Here is a 21,013-nt window from a genome sequence, read left to right as displayed (position 1 = left end):
GGAGGATTTTCTCCCTATTCATTAGTCATGCCAACTAGTCTCAATTATTTGAATTAATTCAATGGCTGTCTTGTCAATTCAACCAAGGAAAAGCAATTAAACTTTAACCAAAAATGAAAACAAAACTTTCAATTATAATGCTCTTTTTAGTAGTAATAGCCTGCAATAAAAATGCATCGAAAAAAAGAGAAAAAAATCAAGAGCTATTCAAAACAACTTCAATTCAAAAAAAGATAGATAATCTAAAAGATTCAAAAAATAAAGACATAATAGTTGTTGCACATCGGGCCGATTGGCGCCATGCACCGGAGAACTCTTTACAGGCTATCCAAAATTGTATAGACATGGGGGTGGATATGGTAGAAATAGATGTCAGAAAGACCAGGGATAGCCAGCTGGTGATTATGCACGACAGAACAATAGATAGAACAACTACCGGAAAAGGTTTGGTTAAAAACTGGACATTAGATTCTTTAAAAGCATTGCAATTAAAGGACGGTCTGGGGGTTCCTACGGACCATAAAATCCCAACTTTGAAAGAAGCTTTGGAATTAACAAAAGACAAAATACTTGTTAATCTGGATAAAAGCTATGACATTTTTGATGAATGTTTTGAAGTTATTATGGAAACCGGTACTCAGGATCAGGTATTGGTTAAGGGTGCTAAAAGGAAGGCGGAAGTTGAGAAGGAGTTCGGGCATTATTTAGACAAGGTGATTTTTATGCCTATTGTCAGGCTTCATGAAGCTGAAGCCATGGAGGTGATCGATGAATATATGGAACAGAACCCCCCGATAGCTATTGAGTTTACGGCTAAATATGACACCCTGCAGGGAATTAATAGGTTTAGCGAGCTAAGAGCTAAAGGCACCAGTGTTTGGGTAAATTCCCTTTGGCCGCAGCACAATGGAGGCCATGATGATGAAGAGGCTGTCGAAGATATTAATGTTTATCAGTGGTATATAGATAATCATATAGATATAATCCAAACTGACAGACCACAGTTGTTATTAACATATTTACGCTCAAAAGGACTACATGATTAATGGGGCGCGTTTTTCATATGCTGTTTGAGTTTAGAAGAAGGCATTACGTTTAAGTGGTGCCTTTAACCAAATTAAATAGAAGTATACCATGCTAAAATATTTTCAAAAGTCACTGCCCCATTCAATAACCATTGAAGAAAAAGACCAGAAACGTTTATATAAAAAATTAAAATGGCAGGTATTTATCTCGGCTACTTTGGGTTACGGCTTATACTACGTCTGCAGACTAAGTTTAAACGTCGTAAAAAAGCCTATAGTAGATGCCGGTATTTTAACAGAGACTGAACTGGGTTTAGTCGGTTCCGCCTTATTTTTCACCTATGCCATAGGAAAATTGACCAATGGTTTTTTGGCAGACCATAGCAACATAAGGCGATTTATGAGTATAGGCTTATTAATATCAGCGCTGGCAAATATGATAATGGGTTTTACCGGGACCTTTGTGTTTTTTGCCATATGTTGGGGCATTAATGGTTGGGTACAATCCATGGGAGCACCTTCAAGCGTCGTATCCCTGTCGAGATGGTACAAAGATAAAGAACGAGGAAGCTTTTATGGGTTTTGGAGCACCAGCCATAATATAGGTGAAGCCCTGACCTATATTTTAACTGCAGTGGTTGTATCGTATGCCGGTTGGCAATGGGGTTTTAGAGCTGCCGCTATAGTAGGGATGCTAGGGGCGTTGATTATCTCTATCTACTTTCATGATACGCCGGAGAGCAAAGGCTTGCCCCCGGTGAATAAAGATTTTAAAAAAGCGAAGGGTACCACTACCTGGACGGAACAGAAAGGGGTACTAAGGAATCCATATGTATGGTTGTTGGCTCTGTCCAGTGCCTTTATGTATATATCAAGATATGCAGTAAACAGTTGGGGGCCATATTATTTTGAAGCCGCCAAGGATTATACGCTCACCCAGGCCAATACACTGGTAGCCATAAGTGCCGTGTGTGGCATAATAGGTACAGCAAGTTCAGGTTTTGTATCCGATAAGTTTTTTAAGGGTAGAAGAAATGCGCCGGCATTAATTTTTGGACTAATGAACGTAACATCCCTGTCAATTTTTCTTTTAGGGCCAAAGAATATGTGGTGGTTGGATGTATTGAGTATGGTGTTGTTTGGCTTAGCTATTGGGGCTTTGATATGTTATTTGGGCGGCTTGATGGCGGTAGATATAGCTTCGAAAAAAGCCTCGGGAGCTGCATTAGGAGTAGTGGGAGTGATGAGTTACCTGGCAGCAGGCGTACAGGATATAGCCAGTGGCTATTTAATAGAGAATAACAAGACCCTTATTAATGGTGAAACCCTTTATGACTTTGATAGTATAAGCGTATTCTGGATAGGAGCTGCCATAGCATCAACATTATTGGCCTTGTTAACCTGGAAAAAAACATAATAATATATAAGAATGAGCAGAATTAAAAATATCATTTTTGATTTGGGAGGTGTAATAATGAATCTAAATGTACCCGAAACCATTAAGGAATTTAAACGACTTGGAATTGTAGATATAGTTAATGATACCGGTCATCATTATACCGACCCAATCTTTTATGATTTCGAAATAGGCAAAGTATCTCCTATTGAGTTTATCGAAAAACTAAAGAGTCTGTCTGCCCTAACTCCTTCATCTCATGATATAAAGGAAGCCTGGAATGCTATGATATTGGATATGCCTAAAGAAAAAATACGGTTTCTCAAGGAACTGAAAAGAGACTATAATATTTTCCTTTTAAGTAATACAAATAGTATTCATCAGGAAAAGTTCATTGATGAGGTGAACAGAACAAACAACATGTCCTTTAATAACTTATTTGTAAAGGCATATTATTCACATGAGATTGGTCTGAGAAAACCGGGCAATGAAGCGTTTTGTTTTTTATTGCGGGAAAACAATTTAAAGGCTAATGAAACTTTATTTATTGATGATTCCATTGATAATATTAGATCTGCAGAAGCAGTTGGAATAAAGGGAAGCCTCTTTAAAGGCGGAAGTCTTGAAAAGCATGTAACAGATAACATTATAAAATGAAAAAAAGGAATAATTTATACTGGCTTTGGCTTCTACTCGGTTTAGTTTTATCCGGTTGCCATGAGGACCCAAAAAAAATTGATATTAATGATTCCGAGGAAAGCGTTGAAAACACTTTAGAACCATGGCAGGAAGGCTATTTTGATTTACATCATATAAGTACTGGTAGAGGAGACGCAAGTTTTTTTGTATTTCCTGATGGCACAACCATGCTTTTTGATGCTGGAGATTTAGATAAACAGGCGTTTGAAGCTCAAGTAGCTCCATTAAAAGCTTCCAACCCTAAACCAGATACTACTTTTACGGCAGCCCAATGTATCTCACGATATGTAAAAAAGGTAATGCCAAAAAGTAAACAACCCGTTATTGACTATGCTGTGGTATCTCATTTTCATGGCGACCACTATAAGAGTTTAGTTTCATTGGGCAAAGGCATTAAAATTAATAAGTTAATTGATCGGAATTTTCCAGGTTATGATTTTCCATTAGACCTTAAGAAGTATTTGTCTGAGGATGAAACATTTCAAAATTATCTGGCTTTTATTGATAGCTCAAAGGTTCAGGTCGAAGCTTTGATAGTTGGTAGTAATTCTCAAATAAATTTAAACCATGCTCCCAATAAGTATCAAGACTTTAGCATTCGCAATATCAAATCAAATGGAACAATTTGGACTGGAGAAGAAGAAAAAACTTTTGAATATTTCAAGGCTGAAGAAATGACGAATTTTTATAAGGGTAAATACAATGAAAACCCACTTAGTTTGGCCTTAAAAGTGTCGTATGGTTCCTTTGATTATTTTACTGGGGGAGACAACACCGGTTTACAAGGTTATGGGTTACCAGGTTGGTTTGATGTAGAAACACCTATTGCAAAAGCGGTTGGAAAGGTTGAGGTAACCACTTTAAATCATCATGGAAACAGGGATGCGACCAACGAATTCTTTATTCAAACCTTAGACCCAAAAGTGGTTATCCAGCAATCCTGGTGCTCCGACCACCCCGGGCAAGAAGTCTATCAAAGATTAATTTATAGACATAAGGATGCTCCGAAGCGAGACATTTTTGCTACGGATATACTTGAGGAAACAAAAGTAACCTATGGCCCCTGGTTTTTAAAAAATTACAAAAGCATGCATGGGCATGTTGTAGTAAGAGTTTATCCGGGCGGGAATGAATTTGAAGTTATGGTGTTGAATGATGGAGATATGAATTTAACAATCAAGCAAAAATTTGGCACTTATAGGTCAAAGTAATTTTATATGAAAGTAAGCGTTTTTGAAATTATTGTTCTTTCAATACTGCTTACACAGCCGGTACCTGGTCAGCAAAGTAATAAACCAACATTGGTTGTTAAATATTCCAATGCCAAATGCAAGCGATAAAAATCCAATTTTAGAAATCTTTAAAGAATAAAAATAATAGTTGTTTTAGTTTTGAAAAGGGCTGCATGATAATAATGTCTTAATGTTTCATGAGTTGTTTTTTTAAGATAAATGTAGCCCTTCTTTAAAAAGATATGGATAAATCAAGATATTACACCATGCCGTTTTTTGCATCAATTGAATTAGCGTTAGTCAAAATGTAATGGTGTACTGCGCTTTTTTAATAAAGGTTATTTGGTAGAAAAGTTAATAATATTACTTGTTTTAAAATCTTTTTTATTGGCTCCTCCCTTTTTTAAAGGAAGGTGGATTCCAATGATAATCGGGATCCGGAGGGTTTTAAACTCCTCTTTCTTCCGGTTTCATTTGGAAACCGAAATTCATGCTCCTCTTAAATTTAAGAGGAAAGCCGAGCTCTATGATTAATTATCAATGACCTGGAACATTTCGATACTTCGACTAAGCTCCTGCAGGCAAGCTAAGTGAAATAGAATTTTATTTTTTTGGCAACCTCTTTTCATTTGACATTTTTAGACAAATGCATCTGAATTGAAATGCCTATTTTTGTACTATGGAAGAACATAGTATCCGTTTTATAAATTCAGAGGATTTACAGGTGGCCGCTTCTTGTGAAACACGAAGCAATGAACTTACTGAGGTATATTTACCGTCAACCGTCCTGTTTTATATTGCCAAAGGACAATTGAATATCAACCTTAATCAGGAATTGATTTCGGTTGAACGAGGACGATTTGGGCTCCTTAGAAAATATACGGAGTGTAGTATGTTTAAAACCTGGACCCCGGAAGAAGGGGAGGCCAAAGTGTATATGTTTGCACTCACCAATAAGTTTATTAAACGCGTGATCCATCATTTTGATATCTCCAGGGAAACTGCCGCTATATCGGATAGGTTTTTTGATATTCCGTCAACGCCCTTGTTAAAAGGACTAATACATTCTATTTCGGCGTATGTTGAAGAGGGTGTTGATTTAGACCCTAATATTATGGAATTAAAGACTTTGGAAGCCTTACATGCTTTGGTGGCTGCTAATAAAGATCTCTTGGGGGTATTTAAGGAGTTTGCTATTTCAGAACGGGCGGATCTGGAAAAATTGATGAATCACAATTATTTGTATAATATTCCGCTTCAGGATCTGGCTGTTCAATCCGGAAGAAGTTTATCCACTTTCAACCGGGAATTTAGAGCGCTCTTTAAAGAGACGCCTCATAAGTGGATCAAACAAAAACGTTTGCAATTTGCCAGGAACATGATGATTACCAAAAATATGAAACCATCGGAAGTGTATCTGGAAGCTGGTTTCGAAGATCTGGCGCATTTCAGTAAATCGTTTAAGGGGTTTTTTAAGATAACACCATCCCAATTCTATCAATCTTTAGCCTGACATTTTTAGACAAGTAACCTTGAAAGTTTTAGACAACTTAAAGCTGTAAAGACGCTTTACCTTTGTAATGTAAAATTTAAACACGTACATTATGAAACATACAGCATTAATAACAGGCGCTTCAAGTGGTATAGGAAAAGAATTAGCAAAAATTCACGCCGAAAGAGGAGGCGATTTAGTTTTGGTAGCCCGTAGAGCAGATCAGCTAAATCAATTAAAACAAGCACTTGAACAACAATATGGCGTTACCGTTGAGGTCATTGTTAAAGATTTGACAAAACCTTTAGCGCCTAAAGAAATTTATGATGAGATCCTTCAAAAGAACATTCAAATAGAGTATTTAATTAACAATGCGGGTTTTGGTGGACGAGGTAAATTTCATGAGCGTGCCTGGGAACAGGATTTAGCTATGATAAATCTTAACGTGGTAGCCTTAACGGCCCTTACACGTTTGTTCTTACCGGACTTTGTAAAGCGTAACAGCGGCAGGATTTTGAATACGTCGTCAACAGCCAGTTTTATGCCGGGGCCCTTACAGGCGGTGTATTATGCCTCAAAATCTTATGTGACCTTCTTCAGCAATGCCATTGCGGAAGAATTGTACGATACCAATGTTACGGTCACTAATTTAATGCCCGGGGCTACAGAAAGTGAGTTTGCCAAAACCTCCGGGATGGATAAAACCGGGTTGTTTGATAAAACCGCAAGTGCTTATTCAGTTGCTTTAGACGGGTATAACGGTATGTTAAAAGGTAAATTGGATGTGGTTTCCGGTTTAACAGGCTCTCAAAAGGTCATGATGGCTGCTATTCCGTTTATGCCAAAGAAAATGTTGTTAAAGCAGGTAAGACAAATGCAGGAAGTTAATTGACTTAATACAAATACTATTTAAGATGAAAACGGTTTTAATTCTTGGTGCCAGTGGTATGGTGGGAGGTGAAGTGTTATCACTTTGCCTCCAAAATCATCAGGTTGGTAAGGTAAAGATTATTGTTAGGAGACCACTGGGAATTATAAATGATAAACTTGAGGAGATTATTCACTCTGATTATTATAATTATTCAACAATAGCAGATCGGCTAAAAGATGTAGATGTTTGTTATTTCTGTATTGGGGTTTATACTGGCGCTGTTCCGAAGGAGGAGTTCAATAAAATTACCATTGATATGCCTTTTGAATTAGCGAAAGTTTTAAACAAGCAAAACCCTAATATCACGTTCTGTCTGTTAAGTGGGGCAGGAGCAGATTCTACAGAACAAAGTAGGGTGCTATTTGCGAAAGCAAAGGGCATTGCCGAAAACAGATTGATTGGTCTTGGGTTTAACCGACTTTATATTTTCCGTCCCGGGTACATATATCCGGTAACACCCAGAAAAGAACCTAATATTTGGTATCGATTATTCAGAATACTCTATAAGCCTTTAAAAGGTATTATGAAGAGTAGTTCGGTTACTTCGGTGCAACTGGCCTCTAAAATGATTGCTGTAAGTTTAAGTGAAAATGAACAAGTGATTTTCGAGAACATGGATATAATAAAAAGTAGTTAGCGAGATGTGCTTACTCATTAAATAATCACCGTGTCAGTTCGAGTGATTTTTCGAAATATAAATGAAGAAAAATTGTATCGAGAACTTAATTGACTTCTCGATACCTGCCCGAAATTGCAGGCGGGCACTTCTCCTAACGTCGAAGCACTCGAAGTGAGACATATAATAAAGTAAAAATGATTAAAACACTTTTAAAGTTTATAAAGAACATGATATTAGGAATTTTAGGAATCATCCTTATAGTAGTGATTACAGGAGCCGTTTTTGTAAATGTGAGTCCGCAATTTGGAGGAAAACCAACGGGAGAAGATTTGGAACGCCTTCAAAATTCACCCAATTATAATGGTGAAGGGGTATTTAAAAATCAGGAAATAACCCTGGCAAGTACCGGGTTTAAATGGAGTACCATCCCCAAGTTTTTTACTACGGGAGGAAATAAAGTTCCTGAGAGCGCATTACCGCAAAATCACCTATCTAAAGACTACTTTGAAAATGAACCAGAGCAACCCAGAATTACATGGTTTGGGCATTCTGCTTTATTTGTTGAAATGGAGGGAACGACTATTTTTATAGACCCTATGTTGGGAGAAGTGCCGGCTCCTCATCCTTTGTTAGGAGGCTCAAGGTTTAATAAAGAATTACCTGTTTCTATTGAAAATCTGCCTGAAATAGATTTGGTATTGATCTCTCATGACCATTATGACCATTTAGATTATGGTTCGATCCAAAAGATAAAAAAGAAAGTAAAACAGTTTTACGTACCATTAGGAATTAAAGCCCATTTAACAGAATGGGGTGTTGCCGAAGAAAAAATCAAAGAATTCGATTGGTGGGAAAGTTCAACCCTAAATGGTATTAAGTTTGTATCAACACCTGCGCGCCATTTTTCCGGACGGGGTTTTACAAGAAATAATACGTTGTGGTGTTCCTGGGTAATTAAATCTGAAAACAATTCAATTTACTTTAGCGGCGATAGTGGTTATGGAAAGCATTTTAAAGAAATTGGTGAAACATACGGCCCGTTTGATTTTGCCATGATGGAATGCGGACAATATAACGAACAATGGGCTCACATACATATGATGCCCGAAGAAACTATTCAGGCCACGGTTGATGTACAGGCAAAAGTTATGATGCCAATTCACTGGGGCGCTTTCAAACTGGCATTGCACGAATGGACCGACCCGGTGGTAAGGGCAAGTGCTAAAGCTAAAGAGCTAAATGTAAAAATGACAACACCAATAATCGGTGAGGCCATTATAGTTAATGAAAAGTATCCCGTAAATGCGTGGTGGAATTAATTAACACAAGCTGTCTAAAAAGTAATCTTTATGTCACATTGAGCGCAGTCGAAATGCTTAAATCATCTTAAAATCTAAAAGTAACTCGCCTTCAATAGAGGCCTGCAAGTGATCGCCTTTATGAATTAATCCGATCCCATCAGCAGGTGTGCCTGTAAAGATAAGGTCACCGGGATTTAAGGTCATAAATTTAGAGACATAGGCAATAATTTCACTAAAATTATAGATCATAAAGTCCGTATTGCCAACCTGGATTTGCGCACCGTTTATTTTAAGGTCGAAGTTGATGTTATTTAGATCCGGAAAGTCAGAAACAGGTTTAAACTCAGAAACCGGTGAAGCGCCGTCAAAACCTTTACCTAAGGCCCAGGGCCATTTTTTCTCTCTGTTGGCCGTTAAAATATCCTTAGCCGTGTAATCAATACCAACGGCAATGTCACTGATGTACGAGGGCGCATCGGCTTCGGAAATGTTTTTACCCACTTTCCCAATTTTGGCAACCAGCTCAACTTCATATACTATTTCGTTGGTAATTTCAGTGGGGAAGACCACATCTTTATTTCCCGTAATCAACGTACTATCAGCTTTAAGAAAAATAAGTTGATGTCCGTCTTTAATACCGGCAATTTCACTTTTATCGGTTACATAATTCTTTCCAATACCTATAATTTTCATGGTGTTTCTTTTTAATAATGGCGATTAATTTGAAGCGATAAAAATAATGAAATGCAGGTGAGTAAGTCATGGTTTTTAGTTTAAATTATGGTAGAAACTAATCATTTTCCGTATGGAGTTCATTCAACATTTTTTTATATATTCGAAACGAGACTACAAAAAATAACCATTGAGATTTTTTTCAAAGCTTTCACATCATTTTAGACCTTACCTGTTAAGGTTAAAAAGGGTTTTACTGTTGCTTGTATTGGCACTTTTATTCGTGCAGTGTGGCCATAAAAATGAGCCGGAATTTCATTTACGGGCGAGTCTTTTGGTGAATGAGAGTCATACCTGGTTCCAGGCCTTTGAATATTTTTCTGAGATTTTAGAAGCACGAACCGACGGTAGAATTGTATTAGATAATTATCATTCCGAACAACTGGCAAAAGAAAGTGAAGCTATCCGGTTGATTCGTGCCGGTGTCATCGATATGACCACTACCGGGTCACCATTGAGTAATTGGGTGGAGATATTGACCTTTTGTGAATTGCCATTTCTCTTAAGGGATTCTACCGATATGCGGGTTTTAATAAATAGCGACATTGGTAAACGTATGGAGCAGGAGATGATTGATAAAATAGGACTTCGTCCTTTAGGACAATTTCCCGGCGGGCCAAGGCATCTAACATCTAATCGCCCTATAAAACATCCGGATGACTTAAAAGGGCTCATAGTAAGAGTACCAAACGTACCATCGTTTGTTACAGCCTGGGAGGCTTTGGGTGCCAAGCCAACGCCTATGGCATTTTCAGAAGTATTTACCTCGCTGCAGCAAGGTACTGTGGAAGCCCAGGAAAATGGTTTTGCCATTATAAAGGCGGCTGGATTCTATGAAGTTCAGAAATACGTTAACCAGACGGCCCATGTAGTAAGCTGGACCTATCCTGTTATCGGTGAGGAAAAATTTCAGTCGTTCCCTGAAGACCTCAGAAAGATCTTTTTAGAAGCTGTTAAAGACATGGTAAAGCATGAGCATAAGCTCTTCTTAGCAAGTGAAAGAAAGATTAAAGATGATCTTAAAGCTGCGGGAATGACCCTGGTGGAAGTTGATAAAGATGCTTTTGGGGAAGCAGCCAGAGAAGCCATTTATAATAGCCTGTCACCGGAAATGCAAGTGGTGTATAACGATATTTTAAAGTTAAGAGAGTAATGGATTTTAAGAAGCGCGTCGGGAAGTTTTTAAAATGTGGCATTAAAGGGAATATGTTGGTTTTATAGTGAGATGTTATACATATTTATGCCTGATACTTTATGAATAGAGCACTTTCTGGTTATAAGGAAGCTACGTGTCCCTCTTTATTTATACTATGAGGTTGCCATAGGATTATGTTTTTAATTCAATTATGGTAACAACTAATCATTTTCCATATGGAATTCATTCAACATTTTTTTTTATATTCGAAACTAGACTTCAAAAGATAAACATTGAGAGTTTTTTCAACGTATTTACCGGTTCTTCTACTTTATTTTACAAGGATGAAAAGGTTTTCTGTTATAGTTTTGTTTGGAGTTTTATTCATTCAATGTGATAAGAAAGAAGCTCCTGAATTTCGTTTAAGAGCGAGTCTTATAGTAAGTGAAAGGCATACCTGGTTCCAGGCGTTTGAATATTTTTCTGAAATTTTGGAAGAACGGACTAATGGTCGGATGGTACTTGAAAACTATCATTCTGAGCAATTAGCCAAAGAACTTGAAGCTATCAGATTGATTAGAGCAGGTGTTATTGACATGACAAATACCGGCTCACCTTTAAGTAATTGGGTTGAAGTATTAACGTTTTGCGAATTACCGTTTCTTTTAAGGAACTCAACGGATATGCGTAAGTTAATTGATAGTGATATTGGCAAGCGCATGGAACAGGAAATGATAGATAAAGTAGGGTTGAGACCTCTAGGTGTTTTTCCAAGAAGCCCAAGGCATTTAACTTCTAACAGGCCTATAAAGCATCCTGATGATTTAAACGGACTCATAGTAAGGGTGCCCAATGTGCCATCATTTGTAACGGCCTGGGAAGCTTTAGGAGCTAAACCAACGCCTATGGCATTTTCAGAAGTGTTTACATCATTACAACAAGGAACTGTAGAGGCTCAGGAAAATCCATATCCTATGATATGGGCCGGTGGTTTTTATGAGGTTCAGAAGTACATAAATCAAACAGCTCATGTGGTAAGTTGGTCCTATCCTGTTATTGGGGAAAAGCAATTTCAGTCTTTCCCGGATGATTTAAAGGCCATTTTTCTTAAAGCAGTTGAAGATATGGTTGAATATGAGCACAAACTGTTTTTACAAAGCCAGCAAAAAATTATAAGTAAATTAGAAGCTGCAGGAATGACATTCGTAGAGGTTGATAAAGATGCTTTTGGAGCAGTGGCCAGAGAAGCAATTTATAATAGTCTGTCTGCTGAAATGCAAGAAGTTTATAATACTATTTTAAAATTAAGAGAGTAATGGATTTTAAGAAGCGCGTCGGGAAGTTTTTAAAGTACGGCACCTTAGTGAGTAGCTTTTGTTTTATCGGGGTTACGATCATTCAGATTTATGCCAGGTTCTTTTTGGAAAGTGCGCCGTCCTGGACCGAAGAAGCCGCACGTTTCTTTTTTATTTATGCCATGAGTTTTGCGGCTGGACTGGCTATGAAAGGTAATTATTATGTGAAGTTTGATGTGCTGTATAACAAAATGAATACTAAACAAAAATACATTTTAGAGTTCATTGTTTCCATACTAACTATGCTATTGTTTATTGCGCTTACCATTTATGCCATTCAGTTTGTAAAGGTCGGTATTATGGAACGTTCACCAAGTGTTGGATTCTCAATGGCTATTGCGTTTGGTTCTATTGTAGTGATGGGCGTTTTTATAACTATTTATGCCATTTGGGACTTACAAAAGGTCATTAAAAAATTAAAGCATTAATCATGATTTGGATATTAATACTTGTATTTATTGTATGTTTAATATTTAGATTTCCCATTGCATTTTCTTTGGGCTTATCCTGTTTGATGTATTTGGTTTTTGCCGGCATTCCTTTAATTGTAGTGCCAATGAAAATGTATTCGGGTATTGATGTATTTGTCCTTTTAAGTGTTCCCGGATTTATATTAGCTGGAAACCTTATGAATCAAGGTGGTTTAACAGCTAAGATTATAGCTTTCTGTAACCATTTAACTGGCCATATTCGCGGAGGATTAGCCTTAGCAAACATTGGAGCTTCCATGTTGTTTGCCGGTATTTCCGGTACAGCTATATCCGATACTGCCAGTATTGGGTCAGTTATGATACCAGCTATGAAAAAAGAAGGCTATGATGCTGATTTTTCATGTGCGATAACGGCATCCTCATCAACAGTTGGCCCTATCATTCCGCCAAGTGTGCCTATGATTATTGCTGCTACCTTAAGTGGTTTATCGGTTGGGCGGTTATTCCTGGCCGGTGCTATTCCCGGATTTTTATTAGGCTTCGGACTTATGGGGGTGACCTATTTTATTGCTAAGAAAAAGAAATATCCGAAGCACCCTAAAAGCACCCTCAGAAAAATACTCTTCGCATTTAAAGACACCTTTTGGTCGCTTTTAATGACTTTTATTATCCTGTTTGGAATTATCGGTGGTGTCTTCACACCCACAGAGGCATCCATAATTGCGGTGGTTTATGCCTTGATTATTGGTACCTTTATTTATAAAAAACTCAATTTTAAGAACATTCAGGTGATCGTATTGGATTCCATGAAAACCTCGGCGTCATTAATGGTCCTTATTGGATTTGCCAATCTTTTCGGGTGGATTTTAATTACAGAACAATTGCCTCAATTAGTATCCGCGGAAATCCTGGATTTCTCAAATAACAAATATGTGGTTTTACTCCTGATTAACATTTTGCTCATATTTGTCGGGACCTTTATGGAGACCATAGCGGCGCTCTTGATCCTGTTCCCGATACTATTAAAAGTAGCCATGGCTGTTGATGTAGACCCTATTCATTTTGCGGTTATTGCCCTGTTAAACTTAATGATCGGTTTGACCACACCACCTTTAGGCGTATGTCTTTTTGTGTCTTCAAGCATTGGCAAAGTGTCCATCGGAAAGGTAAGTAAGGCCGGTTTACCGTTTTTGATCACCAGCCTTTTGGTACTTACCGTGGTGACATTAGTTCCGGAGATATCTCTGTACCTTCCAAAGTTATTTATGGATTAATTGAAAAGTAGCTCCTCAATGTTTAACATTGAGGTTTCCTATGAAACTGTTATTCCTGCGGGTAACACTGAGCATGTTGAAGCCTTGTTTCAGTATCTCAAGAAAGAGCTTCAACATGTACTCATTCATTAATTCTAAATTATTGAGCGAAAAGTATCATTTTTTTGTTAAAAACTTGTTTACAATATTGCCGAATTTTTAAAAGCCTTCTTCTCTCTTTGAAATACTTTTGTATTTATAAGAAAGGAAATAATGTTTAGAAATGAAAGAAAATAAGTTAATAGCATCCGTAGTCGTATTTAAAGAATTACTAGATAGTAATAAGGATATATATGATATTATATCAGAGTTTATCAAAGCAGCAGTTATAGACAAGAAAAAATGGAGTTTTAATTCAACAGAACTTAGGTTTTTGTTAGAAGAAGTTTTTGATTTCAAAATGCCAGAAGCTGTAATCAGAACTACACTTAAAAACCGATTAATTAGAGAAGGTTTTTTGACCTTGAAGAAAGGTATTTACAGTGTTGTAGATATTGAAACTAAAATAAATCCTTTGTTTGAAAGTAGCTTTGAAGACAAAAGGAAACTATATAAGAAAACAGAAGATGAATTTATTGCTTATATAAAAAATAGTAAAGGAAAAGATTTGTCTGAAGTTGAAATATTAAAAATTCGTAGTAATATAAATCATTATTTGCTTGGTAATGGAATTAACGAACCTTATAATCAAGAGATTAGTGCATTTATTATAAAGAAAAAAAATGATAGAGAATTTGCAGAGAGATTGAATGTAGTGAAAGAAGGGGTTGTTTTATATGCTGGAGTAAGATACACGGCAGATTTAAATGAGCTTGGTAAATGGAAAAAACCCTTAGTGATTTTTTTGGACACAGATATTATTTTTAATTACTTGGGTTATAATGGAAAGGTCTATAAAGAAATTTTTATGGATTTTATTAAACTTGTTAGAGAGATTAATCAGAATAATGGAAAAAGGATAGTTCAATTAAAATATTTTGAAGAAACAAAAAATGAAATAATAAAGTTCTTTCATGTAGCAAGCTTAATTATAGAAGGAAAGATGAGATTAGATCCTACTAAAACGGCGATGAAAGAAATTATTAATGATTGTAAATCAAAGAGCGATGTGATTGTTAAAAGGAACAAATTCTTTATTGATTTAAAGACATCGGGAATCCAATTAGAGGAAAACAAAGACTATTATGAAAATTCAGAATTTAATATTGAGGGTTTAGATGTTATAGAGGAACTCTCTAAAATATCAAGAGAAAAAAGAAGAAATTTTGATGAGGAGTCTTGTAAAAATAGTTTGAAGTTATTTACGAAAATAAATGTTCTCAGGAAAGGTGTGAGTAATCAAGGTTTTGAAAATTGTAAATATATTTTACTTACAGGAAGTGGTTATATTCATTATTTAGCTCATAATTCACAAATTAAGGTAAATGAAAAAGATATTCCTTTTGCAACAGACTTAGATTATATAACAGATAAATTTTGGTTTAAATTAAAAAAAGGGTTTGGAAGCAGTGAAGATGTACCAAAATCATTTGATATAATAACTAAGGCGCAAATAGTTCTTGCATCACAAATGAATAATACTGTTCATGAAAAATATACAGCATTAAATGAGAAGTATCAAGAGGGAAAAATAACCAAGGAAGAAGTGATTTCTTTGACTTATGATTTAAGGGAAAGTACTCTTAAACCTGAAGAAATTGAGGAGAACAATGTAGATGATAGCATAACATTTATCAATGACTTTTCCTTAGAAGATCATATTAAAGCCAAAGAATTATTGAATCTAAAGGTTTTAGAAGGTGAAGCGGCAAAGAAAGAATTGAAGCGAAGAGATATGGCGTCAAGAACAAAAAAAATTAAAAAGCTCAAACTTTTTTTTAAAGCAGTAAAAGTTCTTTTAACGATATTATCAATAGCGGTAGTTTTATTTTTATACTATTTAGGTTACTACGTAATTGAACAACTCAGAGAACCAGGTGATTCTAAACTTTCAGTTATTGGCTTTTGTTTAGGGATTATTGTTCTTATTCCAATACAAAAACTATGGAATAGGTATGATAGAATGGTTAGAAAGCAAATTGTAAAAAAATATAAAGTTAAAATAGCCAACTTTTTTTCGAAATAAGTTAATATTGAGTTTGTTTTAAAAACTGATTATGATAAGACAAGAATTAAAAACATCAGAATACAATTCGTTTTACAGCGGATATTTAAGTCTGGTTTCAGATGATGTAGAACTCATTAGTGGTTATGAAGCCGATGCAAATATGGTTTTAGAGTTCTTTTCATCCATTCCCGAAGATAAATTAGATTACAAGTATGCCGAAGGTAAATGGAGTATAAAAGAAGTATTCCAACATGTAATAGATACCGAGCGTGTATTTCAGTTCCGGTGTTTTCATATAGCGAGACAAGATAAAACACCTGTTCCCGGGTTTGAGCAAAATGATTATATAGCGCCTTCAAATGCCACTAATAAAAGTATTGAGGACCTTATTGAAGAATTTACAGCCGTTAGAAAGAGTTTTATTGTGTTGCTAAAAAGTCTATCGTCGGAAGATTTGTTGCAAGTTGGCAACGCAAATGGTTCGGATATGTCGGCCAGGGCAGCAGCCTACATCATTTTAGGGCATTCCCGTCATCACATAAACATTATTAATGAACGTTATCTGTAACAGCGTCTGAAGGTTTTTTTAAAATAATAAACGTCAGTAAAGACAAGATTCCAAAAGAAGAAAACCCAATAAAAAGAGGAAGAACGGAATCTGTTACAAAACTACCGATGTAGTTGGCTATAGGTACAGCCATAACGGTAGATACAAAACCGTTTATGGCGGCGCCAATGCCGGCTATATGCCCTAAAGGTTGCATGGCAAGCGCCCTTAAATTCCCAAACAGGAAACCAACGGCAAAAAACTGTATGGCGAAAAACCCCAATAAAACCTGAATGCTTGGGTTAATGCCGGACCAGAAAACAGCCACGTATGCGAGGGATATAAATGCATAAGCTGCTGTGGCTATATAAGCAATCTTCCACATACCGTATTTAACAACAAATACACTGTTTAAATAAGTAGCTAACCCTACAGATATGGCTAAACTTGCAAAAATATAAGGGAAGAGATCAGCTAAATTATACTGTTGTTCAAATATTTGTTGCGAAGTACTTAAGTACACCATAAAGGACCCGGTGATGAATCCTGACACCAGGGTAAATGCAACAGCGTCCCTATACTTAATAAATTCCCTGGCGCCGTCAATAAATAAATGCGAAGTGAATTTGATACGGTTTTCTTTAACTAAGGTTTCGTCCTGTCGTTTCCAAAACCAAAGCATCACCAGTAAACCGTAAATAAGGTTCACATAGAAAATAGAATGCCAACTGCGAAAATTTAGTATAAACTGTCCCATAGCGGGGGCTATCACCGGAACTAAAATAAAGACCATGACTACTATGGACATGATCTTTGCCATATAATTTCCACTATAGGAATCTCGGATAATAGCAATACTTAAGGTTCGCGGAGACGATAAACCAACACCTTGTAATACTCTGCCAATGATCATCATTTCAAAATTTTTGGCAGTAAGGCAAATAATGCTGGCAATGATAAACACACCAAAACCAATATATACTATGGGTTTTCTGCCAAAGCTGTCTGATAAAGGCCCAAATATTAACTGACCGAACCCCAACCCCAAAAAGATCATGGTTATAAGCCATTGGTTATCATTTGTACTGGTAACACCTAAATCATTTCCAATGGCGGGCAAACCCGGTAATAATGCATCTATGGAAAGTGCGACTATAGACATTAATGACGCCATTAGCGCCACAAATTCCATTTTAAAAGTGTTTCCGTTTTGCATGAGGCAAAAGTAACCTAATATTATTTATTTTTGTGTTTATGGAAAGTCATTATGCGTTAAAGAATTCACAATTTTTAGAGCAGTTTCAAGCCGCTACATTAGACCCCAAACTGTTTACCCACGAAGCTCATTTAAGGTTGGCCTGGTTGTATATTGATGCTTACGGTGTGGATAAAGCTATTGAACTGGTAAAAACCCAATTAATCAATTATGTCACAGTTTTAGGGGTCACAGATAAGTATAATGAGACGGTGACGGTGGCGGCTGTGAAAGCTGTGTATCATTTTTATTTAAGATCGGAGTCTCAGACTTTTGAAGGTTTTATTAATGAATTTCCCAGGTTGAAAACTAATTTCAAAGACTTGTTGTTCTCGCATTATCATGTAGATATTTTCAATTTGGAAGCAGCAAGATCCGCTTTTTTAGAACCCGATTTATTACCATTTGATTAATAATGTTATGCTGACAGACACTTTAATAAAACTATTTAAAAGAGACCTGAATAAATTAAAACTTGAAATCGATTCTTATAAAACCGAAAGCCATCTTTGGATTTTAGATAAGGATATCAATAATACGGCCGGTAATTTATGCTTACATTTAATTGGTAACCTGAATCACTTTATAGGCGCTATCCTGGGCGATACAGGTTATATAAGACAAAGAGGTTTGGAGTTCTCTTTAAAAGATGTTCCCAAAAGTGACATGCTTAAACAAATTGATGCTACTATAACGGTAGTTGAAAACACACTTAAAGATCTACCTGTTGGAGCTTTGGAAAAAGAATACCCGATTGTAGTTTTTAAAGAACCAATGACTACGGAATATTTCTTGGTACACCTGGCAACCCATTTGGCATATCATTTAGGGCAAATTAATTATCACCGACGTTTACTAGATGCCTGATGACTAAAGACCAAGCACAACCTTTACTGGATTATATTGCAAACTATGTGCATTTAACTGAAGCTGAAGTGGAGACTCTGCTGTCTTTTATTTCCTTTAGAAAATATTTGAAAGGCCAATATATGGTACAACAGGGCGATGTTTGTAAATACAGTGGTTTTGTGTTATCAGGCTGCGCCAAAATGTTTTATATGGATGATGACGGACAAGAGCACATCGTTATGTTTTCAATTGAAGACTGGTGGGCATCGGATATCGGAAGTTTTATTACCCAAACACCCTCCGACTATCATGTACAGTGTTTGGAACCCACTGAAATGATTCTTTTCTCTTATGATGAACGCGATGCATTATTTGAAGCCATTCCAAAACTGGAACGGTTTTTCAGGCTTATTGTAGAAAAAGCATTGGTGGCATCCCATAAACGTATTGTTAGAAACTTCACTTTAACAGCTAAAGCGCAGTACTTACATTTTAAACAGCAGTATCCTAAAATAGAGCAGCGTATACCACAGTATATGGTAGCTTCGTATCTTGGCATTACCAAAGAGTTTTTAAGTAAAATAAAAAGTCAATTGGCAGTAGAATGAAATGTTAAACTAGTTTAACATTATTTTATAAACTATCTTATTTTCTTCTAGGTATTAGTTTCAGATATTTGCTTCATCAATTATTAAAAAAATTTAAACACATGAAAAACATAATTAAAACACTAGCATTGTCAACAGTGGTTGCCTTCTTTACCTTATCTTTTACAACAATTGATGGAGATAAAAAAGAAATTAAAACCGATAAGAGTAAAGTAGTTTGGAAAGGCTACAAAGTCACCGGCTCTCATGAAGGTACTATTAATATTAAATCCGGGTTTTTAAATTTTGAAGCCGATAAATTAGTAGGGGGTGAGTTTGTTATAGATATGGCCACTATTAATGCAACTGATTTGGAAGGGAACTGGAAAGCCAAATTAGACGGGCACTTAAAATCAGATGATTTCTTTGGTGTAGCCACTTATCCAACGGCGACTTTAGTCTTCACTAAAGTTGAAGCTTCAGGAAAGAATGCTTATAGTGTTACGGGAGATCTGACCATAAAGGGAAAGACCAATCCTATTTCGTTTACTATTTCTGTTTATGGCAGTAAGGCCACAGCCAATTTAAAAATAGACAGAAGTAAGTATGATGTAAGATATGGTTCTACCAGCTTTTTCGATAATTTGCAAGACAAAGCTATTTATGATGAATTCGATTTAGTAACAGATATTGAGTTTTAAACATCACATAAATTGATTAATAGTAGAAAGCGCCCGGACATGGGCGCTTTCTTTTTTATATAATGTTTTGATGTTAAAGCCCTCTTAAAATACTATTGATTTATTTTTCAGATGATTATTTTTAGCATTCACTAAAACCGTTTTAAAATGATACATTCCAAAAAACTATTTTCAATTATCACGGCCTTTCTTAGTGTATTCATGGGTTTAGCTCAGGATATGTCTTTTGAAGATTATAACCCTACTTCTACACTGGTGGTTCCGGGAAAAATTATAAAACGGGCTAAGTTTAAATTTATTGATGTACATGGCCATCAATATAGAATGGCAACTCAGGATCTATCGCCGGTAATAGCAGCTATGGATACCCTTAACATGGGTATTATGGTAAATTTAAGCGGACGCTCCGGGGATAATCTGAAAAAGGCCGTTCGGAATATCAAAGACCATTACCCAAATAGGTTTGTGGTATTTGCAAATATTGATTTTAATGGAGCAGGAGCAGAGGGCTGGATAGAAAAAACGGTCAGTCAATTAAAGGAGGACGTAAAAAACGGTGCCCGGGGATTAAAGGTTTATAAGAGTTTAGGGATGTACAATAAAGATAGTGACGGTAACAGGCTGGCTATTGATGATCCACGCTTGGACCCCATTTGGAGCACTTGTGGCACTTTAGGTATTCCGGTTTTAATTCATGCCGCGGACCCCAAACCATTTTGGGATGCATTTGATGCCGACAATGAGCGTTGGTTGGAGTTAAAAACCCACCCCAGGCGCAAACGGGGTGATAATAATCCGGCACCATGGGAGCAAATTATTAATGAACAGCACAATATGTTTAAGAGGCACCCTAACACCACGTTTATAAATGCCCATATGGGCTGGTATGCTAACGATTTGGGTAAATTGGGGGAATTAATGGATGCCATACCCAATATGTATGTCGGTATTGCGGCGGTTATAGCAGAATTAGGCAGGCAGCCAAGGTTTGCAAAAACGTTCTTTATAAAGTACCAGGATAGGATATTATTTGGAAAAGACAGCTGGAAGCCTGAAGAGTTTCCAACTTATTTCAGGGTTTTGGAAAGTGATGATGAATATTTTCCTTACCATAAAAAGTACCATGCTTTCTGGCCCATGTATGGCATGGATTTACCGGATGACGTTCTTAAAAAAGTGTATTATAAGAATGCGCTTCATATAGTTCCCGGATTAGATAAACGTATGTTTGCCGATTAATGTCTTAAAATTTATTATTTAGTGTTTTTTCTTTTGCATTTAATGATTTTTTTGTAGATTTTAACCT

21 protein-coding genes are annotated in these 21,013 nt (G+C 36.3%); 19 read left to right on the top strand and 2 right to left on the bottom strand.

What is annotated here, in order from left to right:
- Window positions 1-113: 113 nt before the first annotated feature.
- The 8 genes from Q0983_RS05230 (at window position 114) to Q0983_RS05195 (ending at window position 8,713) form a co-directional block, all read left to right on the top strand.
- Window positions 114-1,046 carry a glycerophosphodiester phosphodiesterase family protein gene (locus tag Q0983_RS05230; protein ID WP_299549816.1) on the top strand — a complete coding sequence of 311 codons (933 nt, stop codon included), beginning with the start codon at window positions 114-116 and terminating at the stop codon, window positions 1,044-1,046.
- A gap of 88 nt (window positions 1,047-1,134) precedes the next feature.
- A complete protein-coding gene (locus Q0983_RS05225; protein ID WP_299549813.1) occupies window positions 1,135-2,442 on the top strand; it encodes an MFS transporter in 1,308 nt (435 codons plus the stop codon).
- 12 nt (window positions 2,443-2,454) lie between these two features.
- Window positions 2,455-3,078: an HAD family phosphatase gene (locus Q0983_RS05220; RefSeq protein ID WP_299549810.1), complete on the top strand. Its 624-nt coding sequence runs from the start codon at window positions 2,455-2,457 to the stop codon at window positions 3,076-3,078.
- Window positions 3,075-4,331: a hypothetical protein gene (locus tag Q0983_RS05215; protein WP_299549807.1), complete on the top strand. Its 1,257-nt coding sequence runs from the start codon at window positions 3,075-3,077 to the stop codon at window positions 4,329-4,331. The genes Q0983_RS05220 and Q0983_RS05215 overlap by 4 nt, the downstream gene beginning before the upstream one ends.
- Window positions 4,332-5,031: 700 nt before the next feature.
- Window positions 5,032-5,865 carry an AraC family transcriptional regulator gene (locus Q0983_RS05210; protein WP_299549804.1) on the top strand — a complete coding sequence of 278 codons (834 nt, stop codon included), beginning with the start codon at window positions 5,032-5,034 and terminating at the stop codon, window positions 5,863-5,865.
- A 91-nt stretch (window positions 5,866-5,956) separates the two neighbouring features.
- Window positions 5,957-6,736 (top strand): SDR family oxidoreductase, encoded by a 780-nt coding sequence (locus Q0983_RS05205; RefSeq protein ID WP_299549801.1) that lies wholly within the window; start codon window positions 5,957-5,959, stop codon window positions 6,734-6,736.
- Between the two features lie 22 nt (window positions 6,737-6,758).
- Window positions 6,759-7,412: a hypothetical protein gene (locus Q0983_RS05200; protein ID WP_299549798.1), complete on the top strand. Its 654-nt coding sequence runs from the start codon at window positions 6,759-6,761 to the stop codon at window positions 7,410-7,412.
- Between the two features lie 176 nt (window positions 7,413-7,588).
- Complete coding sequence (locus Q0983_RS05195; RefSeq protein ID WP_299549795.1) at window positions 7,589-8,713, top strand: MBL fold metallo-hydrolase; 1,125 nt, start codon at window positions 7,589-7,591, stop codon at window positions 8,711-8,713.
- Window positions 8,714-8,770: 57 nt separating this feature from the next.
- On the opposite strand, the gene Q0983_RS05190 is transcribed toward Q0983_RS05195, so the two are convergent.
- Window positions 8,771-9,388 carry a fumarylacetoacetate hydrolase family protein gene (locus Q0983_RS05190; protein ID WP_299549792.1) on the bottom strand — a complete coding sequence of 206 codons (618 nt, stop codon included), beginning with the start codon at window positions 9,386-9,388 and terminating at the stop codon, window positions 8,771-8,773.
- 169 nt (window positions 9,389-9,557) lie between these two features.
- Here Q0983_RS05190 and Q0983_RS05185 point away from each other — a divergent pair, with 169 nt between their 5' ends.
- The 6 genes from Q0983_RS05185 to Q0983_RS05160 all read left to right on the top strand — a co-directional run bounded on the left by Q0983_RS05185 (window position 9,558) and on the right by Q0983_RS05160 (window position 16,336).
- The gene (locus Q0983_RS05185) at window positions 9,558-10,580 is read left to right on the top strand and encodes a TRAP transporter substrate-binding protein (protein ID WP_299549789.1); all 1,023 of its coding nucleotides are present in this window, start codon (window positions 9,558-9,560) and stop codon (window positions 10,578-10,580) included.
- A gap of 326 nt (window positions 10,581-10,906) precedes the next feature.
- Entirely contained in the window at window positions 10,907-11,878 is a 972-nt protein-coding gene (locus tag Q0983_RS05180; protein ID WP_299549786.1) for a TRAP transporter substrate-binding protein, read from the top strand.
- Window positions 11,878-12,345, top strand: a complete 468-nt coding sequence (locus Q0983_RS05175) for a TRAP transporter small permease subunit (protein WP_299549783.1) — start codon at window positions 11,878-11,880, stop codon at window positions 12,343-12,345. Before Q0983_RS05180 ends, Q0983_RS05175 begins: the two co-directional genes overlap by 1 nt.
- Before the next feature lie 2 nt (window positions 12,346-12,347).
- On the top strand, window positions 12,348-13,622 hold the full coding sequence (locus Q0983_RS05170; protein ID WP_299549780.1) for a TRAP transporter large permease: 1,275 nt from the start codon (window positions 12,348-12,350) through the stop codon (window positions 13,620-13,622).
- Window positions 13,623-13,884: 262 nt separating this feature from the next.
- Window positions 13,885-15,786, top strand: a complete 1,902-nt coding sequence (locus Q0983_RS05165; protein WP_299549777.1) for a hypothetical protein — start codon at window positions 13,885-13,887, stop codon at window positions 15,784-15,786.
- Between the two features lie 31 nt (window positions 15,787-15,817).
- On the top strand, window positions 15,818-16,336 hold the full coding sequence (locus Q0983_RS05160; RefSeq protein WP_299549774.1) for a DinB family protein: 519 nt from the start codon (window positions 15,818-15,820) through the stop codon (window positions 16,334-16,336).
- On the opposite strand, the gene Q0983_RS05155 is transcribed toward Q0983_RS05160, so the two are convergent.
- Complete coding sequence (locus tag Q0983_RS05155; protein WP_299549771.1) at window positions 16,317-17,531, bottom strand: multidrug effflux MFS transporter; 1,215 nt, start codon at window positions 17,529-17,531, stop codon at window positions 16,317-16,319. The two genes, Q0983_RS05160 and Q0983_RS05155, sit on opposite strands and share 20 nt — an antisense overlap.
- A gap of 38 nt (window positions 17,532-17,569) precedes the next feature.
- Between Q0983_RS05155 and Q0983_RS05150 the strand changes: the two genes are divergently transcribed.
- From Q0983_RS05150 to Q0983_RS05130, 5 genes are all read left to right on the top strand, one after another.
- Window positions 17,570-17,983 carry a hypothetical protein gene (locus Q0983_RS05150; RefSeq protein ID WP_299549768.1) on the top strand — a complete coding sequence of 138 codons (414 nt, stop codon included), beginning with the start codon at window positions 17,570-17,572 and terminating at the stop codon, window positions 17,981-17,983.
- Between the two features lie 7 nt (window positions 17,984-17,990).
- On the top strand, window positions 17,991-18,437 hold the full coding sequence (locus Q0983_RS05145; RefSeq protein WP_299549764.1) for a DinB family protein: 447 nt from the start codon (window positions 17,991-17,993) through the stop codon (window positions 18,435-18,437).
- Window positions 18,437-19,027 carry a Crp/Fnr family transcriptional regulator gene (locus tag Q0983_RS05140; RefSeq protein ID WP_299549761.1) on the top strand — a complete coding sequence of 197 codons (591 nt, stop codon included), beginning with the start codon at window positions 18,437-18,439 and terminating at the stop codon, window positions 19,025-19,027. The genes Q0983_RS05145 and Q0983_RS05140 overlap by 1 nt, the downstream gene beginning before the upstream one ends.
- Window positions 19,028-19,128: 101 nt before the next feature.
- A complete protein-coding gene (locus tag Q0983_RS05135) occupies window positions 19,129-19,707 on the top strand; it encodes a YceI family protein (protein ID WP_299549758.1) in 579 nt (192 codons plus the stop codon).
- 147 nt (window positions 19,708-19,854) lie between these two features.
- Window positions 19,855-20,946 (top strand): amidohydrolase family protein, encoded by a 1,092-nt coding sequence (locus Q0983_RS05130; RefSeq protein ID WP_299549755.1) that lies wholly within the window; start codon window positions 19,855-19,857, stop codon window positions 20,944-20,946.
- Window positions 20,947-21,013: the final 67 nt, after the last annotated feature.

The sequence above is a fragment of the Seonamhaeicola sp. genome (assembly GCF_028281565.1).
Taxonomy (GTDB): domain Bacteria; phylum Bacteroidota; class Bacteroidia; order Flavobacteriales; family Flavobacteriaceae; genus Seonamhaeicola.
Note: the sequence above shows the minus strand (reverse complement) of the source record. Positions and strands in the feature narration are given on the sequence as shown.